This window comes from uncultured Friedmanniella sp. (assembly GCF_964244285.1).
Classification (GTDB): domain Bacteria; phylum Actinomycetota; class Actinomycetes; order Propionibacteriales; family Propionibacteriaceae; genus Microlunatus.
The window spans coordinates 233,877-249,189 of the sequence record NZ_CAXTHT010000002.1 but is presented as its reverse complement, the minus strand read 5'-3'; the positions used below and the strand labels follow the sequence as shown (position 1 = coordinate 249,189).

At 73.8% G+C, this 15,313-nt stretch carries 11 protein-coding genes; 6 read left to right on the top strand and 5 right to left on the bottom strand.

Features of this window, described 5'->3' with window-relative positions:
* Positions 1-2: 2 nt before the first annotated feature.
* Both ACFE7W_RS05430 and ACFE7W_RS05425 read right to left on the bottom strand, forming a co-directional pair.
* Positions 3-1,118, bottom strand: a complete 1,116-nt coding sequence (locus tag ACFE7W_RS05430) for a BMP family protein (RefSeq protein ID WP_375423770.1) — start codon at positions 1,116-1,118, stop codon at positions 3-5.
* Positions 1,119-1,283: 165 nt separating this feature from the next.
* The gene (locus ACFE7W_RS05425) at positions 1,284-2,507 is read right to left on the bottom strand and encodes an amidohydrolase (protein WP_375423769.1); all 1,224 of its coding nucleotides are present in this window, start codon (positions 2,505-2,507) and stop codon (positions 1,284-1,286) included.
* 83 nt (positions 2,508-2,590) lie between these two features.
* On the opposite strand from ACFE7W_RS05425, the gene ACFE7W_RS05420 reads away from it, so the two are divergent.
* Positions 2,591-3,367: a siderophore-interacting protein gene (locus tag ACFE7W_RS05420; RefSeq protein ID WP_375423768.1), complete on the top strand. Its 777-nt coding sequence runs from the start codon at positions 2,591-2,593 to the stop codon at positions 3,365-3,367.
* A 41-nt stretch (positions 3,368-3,408) separates the two neighbouring features.
* On the opposite strand, the gene ACFE7W_RS05415 is transcribed toward ACFE7W_RS05420, so the two are convergent.
* Both ACFE7W_RS05415 and ACFE7W_RS05410 read right to left on the bottom strand, forming a co-directional pair.
* A complete protein-coding gene (locus tag ACFE7W_RS05415; RefSeq protein ID WP_375423767.1) occupies positions 3,409-4,989 on the bottom strand; it encodes a methylmalonyl-CoA mutase in 1,581 nt (526 codons plus the stop codon).
* 23 nt (positions 4,990-5,012) lie between these two features.
* Positions 5,013-6,314: a phosphotransferase gene (locus ACFE7W_RS05410; protein ID WP_375423766.1), complete on the bottom strand. Its 1,302-nt coding sequence runs from the start codon at positions 6,312-6,314 to the stop codon at positions 5,013-5,015.
* An 89-nt stretch (positions 6,315-6,403) separates the two neighbouring features.
* On the opposite strand from ACFE7W_RS05410, the gene ACFE7W_RS05405 reads away from it, so the two are divergent.
* The 5 genes from ACFE7W_RS05405 to ACFE7W_RS05385 all read left to right on the top strand — a co-directional run bounded on the left by ACFE7W_RS05405 (position 6,404) and on the right by ACFE7W_RS05385 (position 14,193).
* Positions 6,404-8,287: a cation:proton antiporter gene (locus ACFE7W_RS05405; protein WP_375423765.1), complete on the top strand. Its 1,884-nt coding sequence runs from the start codon at positions 6,404-6,406 to the stop codon at positions 8,285-8,287.
* Between the two features lie 173 nt (positions 8,288-8,460).
* Positions 8,461-10,212, top strand: a complete 1,752-nt coding sequence (locus tag ACFE7W_RS05400; protein ID WP_375423764.1) for a S8 family serine peptidase — start codon at positions 8,461-8,463, stop codon at positions 10,210-10,212.
* On the top strand, positions 10,209-10,841 hold the full coding sequence (locus ACFE7W_RS05395) for an RNA polymerase sigma factor (protein ID WP_375423763.1): 633 nt from the start codon (positions 10,209-10,211) through the stop codon (positions 10,839-10,841). Before ACFE7W_RS05400 ends, ACFE7W_RS05395 begins: the two co-directional genes overlap by 4 nt.
* A 91-nt stretch (positions 10,842-10,932) precedes the next feature.
* Entirely contained in the window at positions 10,933-11,451 is a 519-nt protein-coding gene (locus tag ACFE7W_RS05390; RefSeq protein WP_375423762.1) for a hypothetical protein, read from the top strand.
* A 51-nt stretch (positions 11,452-11,502) separates the two neighbouring features.
* Entirely contained in the window at positions 11,503-14,193 is a 2,691-nt protein-coding gene (locus tag ACFE7W_RS05385) for a CHAT domain-containing protein (protein WP_375423761.1), read from the top strand.
* 48 nt (positions 14,194-14,241) lie between these two features.
* Here ACFE7W_RS05385 and trpS read toward each other — a convergent pair whose 3' ends face one another.
* Positions 14,242-15,270, bottom strand: coding sequence for a tryptophan--tRNA ligase (gene trpS, locus ACFE7W_RS05380; RefSeq protein WP_375423760.1), 1,029 nt, complete (start codon positions 15,268-15,270; stop codon positions 14,242-14,244).
* Positions 15,271-15,313: the final 43 nt, after the last annotated feature.

Sequence of the window (15,313 nt, the reverse complement as noted above, 5' to 3'; positions counted from 1 at the left end):
GCTCAGCTGGTGGGCTGGGACTTGGAGCTGATCTTGATCTTGCCCGAGATGATGTCGGCCTTGAGCGCGTCGACCTCGGCCTTGAGGTCGGCCGGCACCTTCGCGTCGAAGTCGTGGTAGGGCGCGACGCCGGTGCCGTCGTTGTCGAGCGTGCCCACGTAGGCCTTGTTGGAGTAGCTGCCGTCCTTCGCCGCCTTGATCACGTCGGAGACGGCGACGTCCATGCCCTTGTAGACGCTGGTGATGATGTTCGAGCAGTAGGTCTGGGCGCTGACGCAGCCATCGGTGTCCACCCAGATGGCGTTGACCTTGCCGCTGCTGGCCTTGGCCGACTGCAGCGCACCGATGCCGGCGGGACCCGCGACCGGGAAGACGATGTCGGCGCCCTGGCTGATCAGGTTGTCGGCCGTGCGCTGGCCGCCCTTCTGGTCCTCGAAGCTGCCGACGAACTGGCCGTCCTGCTTGGCGGCGTCCCAGCCGAGCACCGAGACCGACGTGCTCTTCTGGGTGTTGTAGTAGGCCACGCCCTGAGCGAACCCGTCCATGAAGATCGTGACGGTCGGGTACTTCATGCCACCGAAGGTGGCGACCTTGCCGGTCTTGGTCATCCCGGCGGCGACGTACCCGGCCAGGAAGGAGGACTCCGCGGTGTTGAAGACCAGCGGCTTGAGGTTCTTGACCGCCGCGTAGGACGCGTCGTTGTTGTCGACGATCGCGAACTTGATGTCAGGGTGCTTCTTGGCCGCGGCCAGGGTGTCGTCGGAGAGCGCGAAGCCCACCGTCACGATGATGTTGCAGTCGGAGTCGACCATCGACTGCACGTTCTTGGCGTAGTCGGCGGTGCTGTTGGACTCGACCTCACCGGTCTGGATCCCGAGCTCGGACGCGGCGTCGGTCATGCCCTTGTACGAGGTCTGGTTGAACGACTTGTCGTCGAAGCCGCCCGAGTCCGACACCATGCAGGCCTTGAAGTCCGACGTGCCGCCGGAGGCGCTCGCGCTCGTGCTGCCGCTGGGGGCCGCCGAGGAGGTCTCGGTGCCGGGCGCGGACGCGCAGCTGGCGAGGGTCAGGGCGAGCGCAGCGCTCAGCGCCGAACCGACGAACAGGGACTTCTTCACGGACGGCCTCCTGGGCAGGGACGAATTGCTGCCGCGCAGGCCCGCCACGGTGCATCCTCGCCCCCGACCGACTCGCGCTGCCGCTCACAGTAACGGCTCCCGCCGACATCCCCGGCATCGCCGACCCGGCCGCGCGCGACCCCGTTCAGCGGCCTCCGCCGCGGCTCAGATGCCCGGGCGTTCCGCCGACGAGGCGACGTCGGCGAGGACCTTGAGCCCGACCGGGATGCAGGCCTCGTCGGCCACGAACGCCGGCTGATGGATGTCGGGGCAGGAGACGGCGCCGACCGGGCGGACGCCCAGCCGGGCCAGCGCCCCCGGCACCTGCTGCAGCATCCACGAGAAGTCCTCACCGCCCAGCGACTGCTCGGTGGCGGTGACCCCGTGCGGGCCGAGCATCTCCTCCGCCGCCCGGGTCAGCCGACGGACGCCGCGGACGTGGTTCACCGCAGGCGGGACGCCGTCCTGGACCGTGACCTCGACCTGGACGCCGAAGGGGGCCACCACCTGGGCCACGAGCTCGGGCACCAGGGCCTTGGCCAGCGTCCAGCCTGGCACGTCGAGCGCGCGCAGGGTGCCCTCGATCTCACCCGAGCTCGGGATGGCGTTCGCCACCGAGCCGGCGCCGATCCGGCCCCACATCAGCGACACCCCGCTGCGCGGATCGACCCGGCGCGACAGCAGCAGCTGCATCTCGGTCGCGAGCGCGCCGAGGGCGCCCACCACGTCCTGGGTGAGGTGCGGCCGCGACGTGTGGCCGCCGGTACCGGTGAGCGTCACCTTGACCTGGTCGACCGCGGAGGTGATCGGACCTGACTTGAGCGCGATCCGGCCCACCTCGGTCCGCGGGTCGCAGTGCAACGCATAGACCTCGCTGAGGTCGGTGAGGACACCACCCTCGATGGCGTCGACGGCGCCGCCCGGGTTGGTCTCCTCGGCCGGCTGGAAGATCAGCCGGACGCCCCGGTCGAGCAGCCCGGAGTCGCGCAGCTGGCTGAGCGTGAGGCCGACGCCGAGCAGGATCGCGGTGTGCACGTCGTGGCCGCAGGCGTGGGCGACGCCCGGGTTGACCGAGGCGAAGTCGAGGTCGGTGCGCTCGGCGATCGGCAGCGCGTCGATGTCAGCCCGCAGCCCGACCAGTCCGTCGGCGTAGTCGAAGCCCTGCGGCAGCACGTCGCAGTAGGCGCCGGTCCCCACGGGCAGCACCTTGGCCACCAGGCCCGCCTGCTCCAGCGCGCTCACGATCCGGTCGGTCGTGCGGTGCTCCCGGTGGCCGATCTCGGGGTGGGCGTGGATGTCGCGACGGAAGGCCACCAGCTGGCCGGTCAACGCCTCGGCGGTGCGGTCGATGAGGGCGCGCCGAAGAGCGTCGCTGGTGGTGGAAGACATTCTGACCAGTCTCGCACGGCGTTTCGCGGCGACCCGGTCGGTCCGAGAATCGGTAACGCAACCTTCACGGCCAAGATGGCGCTGTGGCCAAAGAGCTCTGGTGCGTCGCCGAAGTCCAGCAGCGGACCCGGCTGTCCCCCCATCTGGTCCGCGTGAGGCTGCAGGTCCCGGCCGGCCTGGCCGCCACCGGGGTGCCCGACGAGAGGGTGGTGCTGGAGCTGCCGGGTGGGGCCACCCGCAGCTTGACGGTCCGAGCGCGGAACGGGGCCCAGGGCGTGGTGGACCTCGACGTCGTGCTGCACCCGGCCGGGGTGGCCGCGGCCTGGGCGGAACGCGCGCAGCCCGGCGACCAGGTGCGGGTCAGCGACCCGCGCGGCTGGTACGCCCCGCCGCCGGACACGTCCTGGCAGCTGCTCGTCGCGGACCTGAGCGGGCTCCCGGCGCTGGCACGGATCTCGGAGGAGACGGCCGCCGCGCTGCCCACCTCGGCGCTGGTGGAGGTACCGGACCCAGCCGACCGGCCGCCGTTGCCCGGGTCGGTCGGTGTGCGCTGGGTACCCGAGGGGCTGCCCGCCGCGGTCGCCGACGTCGGCTGGCCGCCCGGTCCGGGATACGTGTGGTTCGCCGGCGAGGCGGCCGACGCCCGCGCCGTCCGCCGGCACCTGCGCGACCTGGGCTGGCCGGTCGCCCGCTACCGCGTCCTGGGGTACTGGCGGGCGGCTCAGACCGAGTGGGAGCGTCGCTTCACCGAGGTCGCCCCCGGGCTCGAGCACGTCTACACCGACGCCGTGGCCCACGGGCTCACCAGCGACGAGGCGCTCGAGGCCTACGACGACGCCCTGGCCGACCTCGGGCTCTGAGCTCTACCGGGCGACACCCTGACTGCGCCCGACCTCGCGGATCAGAAGGACTCTGTCGGACGGTAGACGCCCCAGACCTCGCGAAGCGCGTCGCAGACCTCGCCGACCGTGGCGCGAGCGGCGAGGGCGTCCTTCATCGGCCAGAGCACGTTGTCGCTGCCCCGGGCGGCGGCCTGCAGCCGGGCCAGGGCGTCGGTCACCGCGTCGGCGTCCCGCTCGGCGCGCAGGGCGGCGAGCCGGGCGGCCTGCTCGGCCTCGATGGCCGGGTCGACCCGCAGCGGCTCGTAGGGCTCCGGCTCGGTCGTGGCGAACCGGTTGAGCCCTACCACCACCCGCTCGCCGGAGTCGATGGAGCGGGCGACGTCGTAGGCGGAGCTCTCGATCTCGGACTTCTGGAAGCCCTCCTCGATCGCCACCACCGCGCCACCGAGGTCGGCCACGGCGTCCATCAACCGCCCGATCTCTGCCTCGAGGTCGTCGGTCAGCGACTCGACCACGTACGAGCCGGCGAACGGGTCGACGGTGGCCGTCACGTCGGTCTCGTGGGCGAGCACCTGCTGGGTGCGCAGCGCCAGCCGCGCGGCCTTGGCGCTGGGCAGGGCCAGGGCCTCGTCGTAGGAGTTGGTGTGCAGCGACTGGGTGCCGCCGAGCACCGCGGCCAGCGCCTGGACGGTGACCCGGACCAGGTTGACCTCGGGCTGCTGGGCCGTCAGCTGCACCCCGGCGGTCTGGGTGTGGAAGCGCAGCATCATCGACCGCGGGTCCTGGGCGCCGTAGGTGTCGCGCAGCAGCCGGGCCCAGATCCGGCGGGCGGCCCGGAACTTGGCGACCTCCTCGAGCAGCGTCGTCCGGGCCACGAAGAAGAAGGACAGCCGCGGGGCGATCTGGTCGACGCCCAGTCCGGCGGCCAGGGCTGCGTCGAGGTAGGCGATCCCGTCGCTGAGGGTGAAGGCGACCTCCTGCGCGGGCGTCGCCCCGGCCTCGGCCATGTGGTAGCCGGAGATCGAGATGGTGTTCCAGCGCGGCAGCTCGGTGGCGCAGTAGGCGAACGTGTCGCTGACCAGGCGCAACGAGGGTGCCGGCGGGAAGATGTAGGTGCCGCGGGCGATGTACTCCTTGAGCACGTCGTTCTGGATCGTGCCGGTCAGCGCCAACGGGTCGGCCCCCTGCTCCTCGGCGACCAGCTGGTAGAGCAGCAGCAGCACCGCGGCGGGGGCGTTGATGGTCATCGACGTCGACACCTCGGCCAGCGGGATCGCGTCGAAGAGGAGCCGCATGTCCTCGATCGAGTCGATGGCCACGCCGACCTTGCCGACCTCGCCGGCCGCCAGGGGCGCGTCGGAATCCATCCCCATCTGGGTCGGCAGGTCGAACGCCACGCTCAGCCCGGTGGTGCCGTGGGCGATCAGCTCGAGGTACCGGGCGTTGGACTCCCGGGCGGTGCCGAAACCGGCGTACTGGCGCATCGTCCAGGGCCGCCGGGTGTACATCGTGGGGTAGATGCCACGGGTGTACGGGAACCCGCCCGGCTCACCGAGCGCCCCCTCCGGGTCGAAGCCGGCGAGGGCGTCCGGTCCGTAGACCGGCTCGAACGGCGTCCCCGACTCGGTCGATCCCGTCATGCGGCCCATCTTGCCCCGACTTGTCAGAAACTGAGGGGGCTGTAGCCCTCTGACGTTCTGACAAGTCGGCCGGAGGCGCTGGCGACGAGGGACTCTGCGGTGCCCACCATCGCGACCGTCTCGGCCCGCCAGGCCGGCTCCTGGCCGCGGTAGGGGCCGGTGGCCAGCGAGACCACGACCGCGGCGGCCCGCAGCCGCAGCTCGGCGGGGTCGACCCGACGGTCGAAGACCGGCAGCCAGAGCCGGACCAGCCGAGCCAGGCTGGCCGTCTGCTCGACGCTCATCCGCTGGACCGTGGACAGGTGGGCGAGCAGGCAGCCGAGGTCGTCGACGCGACGCCCGGGGCCGACGGTGTCCACGTCGATCAGTCCGGTCACCCGGCCGCCGGCGACGAACAGCTGGCCCTCGTGGAAGTCGCCGTGGGTGGCCTCCCGGCCGTCCCGCGAGGTGCCCGCCAGCCCGGCGGTGATCTCGCCGCAGAGCCGGCGCAGCCGGGGCGCGAGCTCGGGCAGCACCGCCTCGACCGTCTGGGCGTAGGCCGCGACCGCCTCCGCCCAGGGCGGTCGCGGCGCCAGGGCTGCGGCCGTCACGGGGAGCGAGTCCAGCAGCGCCACCAGGTCCTCGGCCGTGCACGGCACCGCCTCGTCGAAGAGCGCGGCGGCGAGCGGTCGGCCCTCGACCGCACGCAGCACGAGGACGCAGTCCCGGGTCGCGGCCAGCACCTCCGGGGCACAGATCCCGGCCCGGCTCAGCAGCTGGTGCCGCTCCAGCGCCGGCCCGAACGACGACTCGCGCAGGACCTTGACGTAGTAGGTGGTCGGTGCCCCCCTGGGACCGGCGCCCGACCCCCCGTGCAGCAGCACCCGCAGCACGGCCCGCCGGCGCGGCCGGTAGCTGACCACCTCCAGCCGCAGGTCGCGGCCGCGCAACGGCCGCCCGGCCACGTCGTGCTCGGTGAAGAGCTCCGCCAGCCGGTCCGCGACCGCCGCCCGGGCCAGACCGGGCAGGTCCGGGTCGTTCGGGTAGAGCCAGACGGCAACCGCCCGTTCGCCGTCGCCGAAGAGCACCGCCCGGTCGTCGTTGCCCCGGGGCCCGGACGTACGGGCACTGGCCCCGAGGAGCTCAGACCGCCGGCCGGTGGGCCACTGGACGGCGGCCGCGTAGGTGACGGTGGTGCTGTGGCCCGGACGCGCGTCGACGTGGTCCATCCGCCAGCTGAGCAGCTCCCCGCCGGCGTGGCCGACCGCGGCCCGCAGCAGGTCGTCGACCGCGGCCGAGGTGAGCAGCGTCGAGCCGTCGTCGGGGGCGCCGGGGGCGATCGCCATGGCCGCGATCCTGTCACGAGCGGCCCGGACGCGTCGGCCCTGCGCGAACGCGTTCGTCCCCACACCCCAGGAGGTGGAAGGCTGACGCCGTGCACACCGCCCTGACCCTGGTCCTCATCGTCGCGGCGGTCCTCGTGGTCACGGCGGCCGCGGAGCGGATCCGGTTCTCGGCGCCGCTGCTGCTGATGCTCGTCGGCATCGGAGCCTCCTTCGTCCCGTTCATCCACGAGCCGCAGCTGACGTCGGAGCTGGTGCTGGTGGGCTTCCTGCCCCCGCTGCTCTACGCGGCATCGATCCGCTCCTCGGTGATCGACTTCCGGGCCAACCTCGTCTCGATCGGCTTCCTCTCGGTGCTGCTGGTGGTCCTCACCGCGCTCGGGATCGGGCTGCTCACGTGGGTGATGCTTCCGGTCAGCTTTCCGGTGGCCTTCGCCCTCGGCGCCGTCGTCGCTCCCCCGGACGCCGTCGCCGCGACCTCCATCGCCCGCCGGATCGGGCTGCCCCGACGCGTGGTGACCCTGCTCGAGGGCGAGTCGCTGCTCAACGACGCCACGGCCATCACCTGCCTGCGGGTGGCGATCGCGGCCATCGCCGGGGCGTTCAGCGTCGGTGACGTCGTCCTCGGCTTCGCCGTGGCGGCGCTGGGGGGTGCCGCCGTCGGGGTGGCGGTGGCCTTCGTCGCGGTCCGGATCCGCCGTCGGGTGCGCAACGTGGTGTTCGACACCGCCATCTCCCTGCTGCTGCCGTTCGTGGCCTACATCCCGGCCGAGGAGCTCGGCTTCGGCGACGCCCACGGCTCGGGCGTGATCGCGGTGGTGGTGGCCGGGCTGCTGCTGGGCCACAAGTCGCCGGTGATCCAGAGCGGCCAGTCGCGGCTGGCCGAGCGGGTCAACTGGGCCACGATCCAGTTCATCCTCGAGAACACGGTGTTCCTGCTGATCGGCCTGCAGGCGCACAGCCTGGTCCTCGGCCTGCGGGACGACCCGACCCTGTCCGGGCTGAGGATCGGCCTGTTCTGCGCGGCCGTCCTGGTCGGGGTGGTCGTGCTCCGGCTCCTCTTCGTCGCTCTCGGACGCGCGGTGCTCCGGCGCGGGAACGAGGACCGCGCCCCCCTGGCCTGGGGCGAGTCGCTGGTGGTCGGCTGGGCCGGGCTGCGTGGGGTGGTCACGCTGGCCGCCGCGTTCCTGATCCCCGAGCAGGAGGTCCCCCACCGCGAGGTGCTGGTCTTCGCCGCCCTCGTCGTCACCGCCGGCACCCTGCTGGGTCAGGGGCTGACCCTGCCGCCGCTGGTCCGGGCGCTGCGGCTCCGCGGTCCCGACGCCCGCTCGGACGCCCTGCAGGCCGCCACCGTGCTGCAGACCGCGAGCAACGCCGGACTGGCGGCGCTGGACCAGATGACCGGCCCCGACGACCTGCCCGACACCGTCTCGCTCGTCCGGGACCGGGTGGCCTCGCGGCCGAACTCGCTGTGGGAGCAGCTGGGCACCGGTCGCGGGAACGAGGCGCCGGCCGAGCAGTACCGGCGGCTCCGGCTGGCCACGATGCAGGTCGAGCGGGACGAGGTGCTCAAGATCCGCTCCAGCGGCACGGTGGACCACGACGTGATCGAGCAGGTGCTGGCGGCCTACGACATCGAGGAGTCGATGCTGACCATCGCGACGGAACGCGCGGACCAGCTCAGCGCCGTCGAGACCGTGGCCACGCCGATCGACCCCAGCGGCAGCTGCGCGCACCTCGAGCTGGCCCCGGCCGACGTCCGGCCGACGAGCGAGACCTGCGAGGACTGCGTCCGCGAAGGCACCCACCCCGTGCACCTGCGGCGCTGCCTCAGCTGCGGCAACATCGGCTGCTGCGACTCCTCCGTCGGGCGGCACGCCGAACGGCACCACCGGCAGAGCCACCACCCGGTGATGCGCAGCCACGAACCGGGCGAGTCGTGGCGCTGGTGCTACGTGGACGAGCGGCTGGGCTGAGCCCGCGGCGGACGGCACCCGCGGAGGCCCGGCGAAACCGGTGGCCAGGTGAGGTATCAGGACCGGCTCGAGCCGCTCCTGGAGAGCATGGACCTACCGCGCCCGGCCCTGCTCCGGTATGAAGAGGTGGGCGGCCACCCAGGCGCGCACCTCCAGCCGAGCGGGAGCAAGCGATGAGTGCAGCACCGGGAGACCGGCCGAGCGGTGCGCCGCGGCCGCCGGCCGTCGAGACCGTCGTCGACCGGACCGGGATGCAGCCCGATCCGCAGCGCGGCAGCCCACCCGCCGAGCTGCTGCAGCGGCACACCGGACGCACCCTCGACCCGGGGACGGCGGTGCGCTTCGGTGACCAGGTGCTGCAGAGCACGGTCTACGCCGGCCCCCGGCTGATCGTCCGCCCCACGGCGGGTGAGGACGAGGTGCTGGAGCGGCTGCGCACCGTGGCCGACGGGTTCGGGCTGGACCTGGCGGTCGACTCCGCGGACGAACGGCTGCGCGAGCTCGCCCGCGCCGCCGGCATCGGTCCCGAACAGCCGCAGCCCCTGCTGCTGCGCGTCGAGCTCCTCCCCCGCTGGCACGACGGACCGTCCGAGCCGCCGGACGCCTGGCCGGTGCTGCAGGCGTTCCGGGCCGGCTACCCCCCGGACGCGGCCCAGCGGGCCGCAGTCGCCCTGGACCACGTGCTGACCGCGCATGGCGGGAGCGGCAGCACGACGAATCCGTTCTGGCGGGTGCCGGGAACCGAGACCAAGCCCTTCTGGCGGGTCCCCGGATCGAACGCCAACCCCTTCTGGCGGGTGCCCTCGGGCACCGGCAACCCCTACACCGACGTCCCGAGCGGGATCGCGGAGTACGGCCTACCGGGCTTCGGCGGCCGCACCCCGGTGGCCTGGGTGGGTCCCGAGCCGACCCGGACGCCCGACGACGAGCTCGGGGGCCGGCGACGTCCGGTGGTCGTGGTGCTCGACACCGGGATCGGCACCCACCGCTGGCTGCCGGCCGAGATCGTCGACCGCACCCCCGGAGTCGGCGGGCTGAGGATCGGTCTGGTCGACCCGGCCACGGCGGCCGAGGACGAGGACGTCCGGCTGCAGCCGCTGATCGGGGAGCTGGACCCCAGCGCCGGTCACGGCACCTTCATCGCGGGGCTGATCCGGCAGAAGTGCGCCGACGCCGACCTGGTGGCCGTCCGGGTCGTCCAGGGCGACGGGGTGGTCGCCGAGGCCGACCTGCTCAAGGCCCTCAACATGCTCTGGCTGCGGCAGGAGCTGGCGCTGCGGTACCGGCGCGCCGACGAGCTCGTGGACGTCGTCTCGATGTCGCTGGGCTACTACCACGAGAGCGCGTCCGACGCAGCCTTCGACCCCCTGCTGCTGGCCCCGATCCGGGCGCTGGCCGGGCTCGGTGTCGCCATCGTGGTCTCCGCCGGCAACGACGCGACCACCCGGCCGCTCTACCCGGCGGCCTTCGGGCCCCACCCCGGCGGCGCCGTGCCCGCGGTCCAGCACGACGAGCTGCCGGTGGTGGCCGTCGGCGCCAGCAACCCGGACCGTTCGGTGGCGATGTTCTCCAACGAGGGACCCTGGGTCACCGCCCACCGACCGGGCGCCGCTCTGGTCAGCACCATGCCCCCGTTCGACGGCTCGGCCAGTCCGCACCTGGAGGAGCGGCCACGCGGGGAGACGCCCCGTTCGACCCTGGACCCCGACGACTTCACGGCCGGGTTCGCGGTCTGGAGCGGGACCTCGTTCGCCAGCCCGATCCTGGCCGGTGAGATCGCCCAGTACCTGCACAGCCACCGGCTGCTGGGGCGCGAGGACTTCGACCGCGGCTCCGCGCTGGACCGCGGCTGGCAGGCGGTCACCGACCGGGTGCCGGTGCTGGTCCGGCCGCCGGCCGCCGCCGCCGCCGAGGAGCACCGATGACGCAGTCGGACCGCGGAACCGAGGCGGACGCGGGTCCCGGGCAGGAGAGCCTCGCGGTCCGCTCGGCGCGGCTGTTCACCGCCTACCGCGACGGCGACGACGCCTCCATGGGCGGCCTCGTCCGACTGCTGACGCCGATCCTGTGGCACACGGCGCGGTCGGCCCGGCTCGACGGCGCCACGGCGGAGGACGTGCTGCAGACGGTGTGGCTGGCGCTGGTCCGGCACGCCGACACGATCACCGAGCCGCTCGCGGTCCTGCAGTGGCTGGTGGTCAGCACCAAGCGCGAGTCGTGGCGGGTGGCCAAGGCCGCGACGCGGACGCGGCCGGAGGACCTCGAGCTGGGCGAGTCTGCCGGCACCGTGCTGGTCGAGGGCCCACCCGCGGCCTCCGTGGAGGACGTCGTGCTCGGCACCGACTCCGACTCCCGGCTGTGGCGCCACATCGAGGCGCTGTCCGACCGGTGCCGCGCCCTGCTGCGCGTGATCGCCTTCGCCGACCGGCCCGACTACGCCCAGCTCGCGAAGGCTCTCGGGATGCCCCAGGGCAGCATCGGACCCACCCGGGGCCGCTGCCTGGCCAAGCTCCGGCTCTCCCTCGCCGCCGATCCCACCTGGGAGTCCGCATGACCAGCTCTCACGCTCGCGCTCCGCGCTCCGCGGTCCTGAGCTCCGCCCGATCTCGCTCGTTCGTCGCGATTCCTCCCGAGAGGCTCCGCTCATGAGCGTCCCCGAGCCGGTCGAGGAGCGCGTGGAGCGCTTCGCCCGCGAACCGCTCGACGGTTCCGACCTGGCCCTCCTCAACTCGCTGCGGGCCCTCTACGACGAGCGCGACCCGGTACCCGACGGCCTGGCGGCCCGGATCGAGTTCCGACTGACCCTGGACGCCCTCGAGGCCGAGGTGGCGACCCTCACCCAGATCGACCTCGCCGCGGCCGGCGCCCGCACCGCGACCGAGGCCGTCCGGACGGTCACCTTCACCAGCGAGTCGCTGACCACGATGGTGACCATCACCCCGCAGGACGGTGGCACGGTCCGGGTGGACGGCTGGGCGGCGCCCGGTGCCGGCGTCCGGGTCGAGCTGCTCCCGGTCGATGCCGCCCGCCAGGAGACGACCGCGGACGAGGACGGGCGGTTCGTCTTCGCCCGGGTGCCGTCCGGGCTGGCCAAGTTCGCGCTCTACGTCGCCACCGCCGACGGCACCACCGCCACCGTGGTCAGCCCGACCGTCGAGCTCTGAGCGCACGGGACCTCGGCCAAGGGCTGTACGGCGCCGTCCCGACGGGTCAGGATGAGGGTCGTGGTCTCCCAGGCGGCAGCCCTGCATCGGCGTGCCCAGGGACTCTGCGACCGCGGCCGGTTCGACCTCGCGCGGCGAGCCCTGCTGCGCGCGTTGGAGCTGCTGGCCCCCGTGCTCGAGCAGGCAGCGACGCCGGAGGTCGGGCTCGAGGCCCGGCGTACCCAGGTCCGCGTCCTGATCACGCTGGCAGGAGTGGAGGAGGAGGTGCTGGGCGACGGCACGGCCCGCTGGGACGAGGCCAGCAGGCTGGTGGCCGTCCTCACCGAGCCGGAGCTGAGCTTCGCCGTGCACAGCGCCGCCGCCCTGCAGCGGCTGCGCCGGGGTGAGCACGAGGAGGCCCTCACCCACTTCGCCCAGGCGGAGAGCCTGGTGGGGCACGCCTCCCGACGGGACGCCTGCACCCTCTACCTGAACCGGGGCAACCTCCGGCTCCAGCGGCACGAGCTCGGCGCCGCCCGACAGGACTTCGAGCGGTGCATCGCCCTGGCCGGGGCGGACGGACCGGGGACCGACGGGACGGGGGCGGGGCACTCGGGCGACCGGGGGTCCGCAGCCGGCACCGACGACCTGGCCCTGGTGATGGCCCGGCACAACCTCGGCTACCTGGAGTACCTGCGCGGCAACCTGCCCCGGGCCCTGGACCTGATGGACGCGACCGGGGCACTCTCGACGTCCGGCACGGATCTGGCCATCGCCGTGCTGGACAAGGCCCGCGTGCTCATCGAGGCCGGCTTGACCGACGCGGCCGACGACGAGCTGCGCATCGCCGAGCGCGAGTTCCGCCGCGGCCGACTGGTCACCGAGCTGGCCGAGACCGAGCTGGCCCGAGCCGAGTGCGCGGTGCTCGGGGACCGGCTCGGTGAGGCGCGCCGGCTCGCCGGCTCGGCCCGGACCCGGCTGCAGCGGCGCGGCAACGACCGCTGGCGACGGGTCGCCGAGCTGGTGCTGCTGACCGCGGACCACGCCGACGGGCGGCCCGGGGCGCGGCTGGTGCCCCCGGCCGAGCGGCTGGCCGCCGAGTTCGCCGCCGAGGGCCTGGAGCTTCCGTCGCGGACGGCGGCGCTGATCGGCTGCGCCTGCCTGGCCGCGGCCGGTGAGGCCGAACGCGCCCGCCAGTGGTTCGGCTCGCTGCCGCCGATCAGCCGGGCCGACCCGATCGGGCTGAAGCTGCAGCAGCGGGCCGTCGCGGCCGAGCTGTCCCTGCACCAGGGCCAGCCGACGCAGGCGCGCAGCCAGGTGCGGACCGGGCTCAACGAGCTCAGCCGGCACCAGGCGCAGTTCGGCAGCCTGGACCTGCAGACCGCCGGGGCCGTGCACGGGCGCCGGCTGGTCCGGCTGGACCTGCGGCTCGCGATGTCGTCTGCGGCGCCCGGCGCCATGTTCAACGCGATCGAACGGGGCCGGGCGGTCTCCCGGCGGCTGACGGCGGTGACGCCGCCCTCGGACGACTCGGCCGAAGGCCTGGCCGAGCTGCGCCAGCTCACCGAGGCGCTGCGGGCCGTCGGCGACGACCCGTCGATGCGCGAGCCGGTGCTGGCGATGCGCCGCCGTAGCGAGGCCCTCTTCACCGAGCTGCGCGCCATCTCCTGGCGCGCGGTCGGCGCCGGGGCGGTGGTGCACCCGACGCCCATGTCGGCAGTGGCCGAGACGGTGACCGCGGCCGGCAAGGTGCTGGTCAGCTACGTGCAGGTGGGCGGTGAGTGGGCGGCGGTCGTGCTGGGGCGGGGCCGACCCCGGCTGGTCCGGCTACCGGGCGGCCCCGGGACGGTCGAGCTGTCCAGGCGCACCCAGGCCGACCTGGACGTGCTGGCCCTCAGCGGCGTCCCGACCGAGATGAGACGGGCTGCCGAACGCTCGCTCGGCCGCTCGCTGGCGACCCTCGACGAGCGCCTGCTCCGCCCGCTGCGGCTGGACGACCGGCCGCTGGTGGTCGTGCCGACGGGGCCGACGGCCACCCTGGCCTGGGGCTGCCTGCCGAGCCTGCGTGGTCGCTCGGTCGAGGTGTCGCCGACGGCCACCTCGTGGTGGGCCGGTGCCACGGCCGCGGCACCGCAGGGACAGGTGTCGGTCCAGGCCCTGGCCGGTCCGGGGCTGGAGGACGGGCCGGCCGAGGTGGTCGACGTCGTGAGCTGCTGGACGGCGACCGACGGCGGGGCCGGGGCGGCCGACGTGGAGGGCTGGGTGGGCGCCGAGGCCAGCCGCGGCCGGCTCGGTACGGCGCTGGCGTCGGCCGACCTCGTGCACGTCGCCGCTCACGGGGCCCACCAGCGGCAGAGCCCGCTCTTCTCCTCCCTGGCCCTGGCCGACGGCGCGCTGTTCGCCTACGAGCTGAGCGATGCCCGCGTCGCCCCGCACGTGGTGCTGTCGGCCTGCGAGCTGGGCCAGGCCACCACGCGGCCGGGCGACGAGGCCCTGGGCTGGACGCGGGTGCTGCTGCAGCTGGGGAGCCGGTGCGTGGTGGCCGGGGTCAGCCAGGTGGCCGACGAGCGGGCGCACGAGGTCATGGTGGACTACCACCGTCGGCTCGCCGGCGGGACCGACGCGGCGACCGCCCTGGCTGCCGCGACCGAGCACGGCTCACCGGTGCCCTTCGTCTGCTTCGGCTCGTCCTGGCAGGGCCAGCCGGTCGCCACCGACCGGCTCGTCAGCGTCGGCAGCCGGCCGGGGGACCGCCGGGGCTGAGCCGGCCGCGCACCAACCGCGGACCGGGGCAGCCAGGCCGGACCAGGGTCAGTGTCCGACGAGACCGATCTTGCGGTAGACGTCGGCCACCGTGGCGCTGGCGACCTCCCGGGCCCGCTCGGCGCCGGCGGCGAGGATGGCCTGCAGCTCCGACCGCTCCCCCATCAGCTCCAGCGTCCGCTCCCGGTACGGGGTGGCGAAGGCCGCGACCGCGTCGGCGACGGCCCCCTTCAGGTCGCCGTAGCCGCGCCCCTCGAGCTCCTTGACCAGCACCTCGATGCTGGTCCCGGACAGGGCCGACAGGATGGTCAGCAGGTTCGCCACGCCGGGCTTGCGCTCCTCGTCGAAGACGATCTCGCGGTCGGAGTCGGTGACGGCGGACTTGATCTTCTTCACGTTGACCCGCGGCTCGTCCAGCAGCTCGACGATGCCGTTGGGCGAGGAGGAGGTCTTGCTCATCTTCGCGGTCGGGTCGGCGAGGTCGGCGATCCGGCCGACCGAGGGCAGGATGTGCGGTTCGGGCACCACGAACGTCGGCCCGTAGCGGCCGTTGAAGCGCTGCGCCAGGTCGCGGGTGAGCTCGAGGTGCTGACGCTGGTCCTCCCCGACCGGCACCCGGTCAGCCTGGTAGAGCAGGATGTCGGCCGCCATCAGCACCGGGTAGGTGAAGAGTCCGACGTTGGTCGCGTCAGATCCGAAACGGGCCGACTTGTCCTTGAACTGGGTCATCCGCGAGGCCTGGCCGAAGCCGGTGAGCGTCGCGAGGACCCACATCAGCTGGGTGTGCTCGGGCACCTGGGACTGCAGGAACACCGTGGACCGCTCGGGGTCGATGCCCGCGGCGATCATCTGGGCGGCGCTGCGCAGGCTGCGGTCGAGACGCACCGCGGGCTCCGCGTCGACGGTCAGTGCGTGGAGGTCGGCCACCCCGTAGAAGGCGTCGTGGTCGTCCTGCAGCGGCACCCACTGCCGCAGCGCGCCCAGGAAGTTGCCCAGGTGCAGCGAGTCGGCGGTGGGCTGGGCCAGCGAGAGGACGCGCGGCGTGCCGGCGCGGACGGGCGTGGACATGGCGTCCATCCTTCCACGACGAGCGGCCGGGACCGCGCGGGTTTCCGGCTCG

Excerpts from the sequence above, each read along its gene's own strand:
- ACFE7W_RS05400 (WP_375423764.1), top strand. The coding sequence starts at position 8,461 with ATGAGTGCAGCACCGGGAGACCGGCCGAGCGGTGCGCCGCGGCCGCCG.
- trpS (WP_375423760.1), bottom strand. The coding sequence starts at position 15,270 with ATGGACGCCATGTCCACGCCCGTCCGCGCCGGCACGCCGCGCGTCCTC.
- ACFE7W_RS05390 (WP_375423762.1), top strand. The coding sequence starts at position 10,933 with ATGAGCGTCCCCGAGCCGGTCGAGGAGCGCGTGGAGCGCTTCGCCCGC.
- ACFE7W_RS05415 (WP_375423767.1), bottom strand. The coding sequence starts at position 4,989 with ATGACGGGATCGACCGAGTCGGGGACGCCGTTCGAGCCGGTCTACGGA.
- ACFE7W_RS05385 (WP_375423761.1), top strand. The coding sequence starts at position 11,503 with ATGAGGGTCGTGGTCTCCCAGGCGGCAGCCCTGCATCGGCGTGCCCAG.
- ACFE7W_RS05395 (WP_375423763.1), top strand. The coding sequence starts at position 10,209 with ATGACGCAGTCGGACCGCGGAACCGAGGCGGACGCGGGTCCCGGGCAG.
- ACFE7W_RS05410 (WP_375423766.1), bottom strand. The coding sequence starts at position 6,314 with ATGGCGATCGCCCCCGGCGCCCCCGACGACGGCTCGACGCTGCTCACC.
- ACFE7W_RS05425 (WP_375423769.1), bottom strand. The coding sequence starts at position 2,507 with ATGTCTTCCACCACCAGCGACGCTCTTCGGCGCGCCCTCATCGACCGC.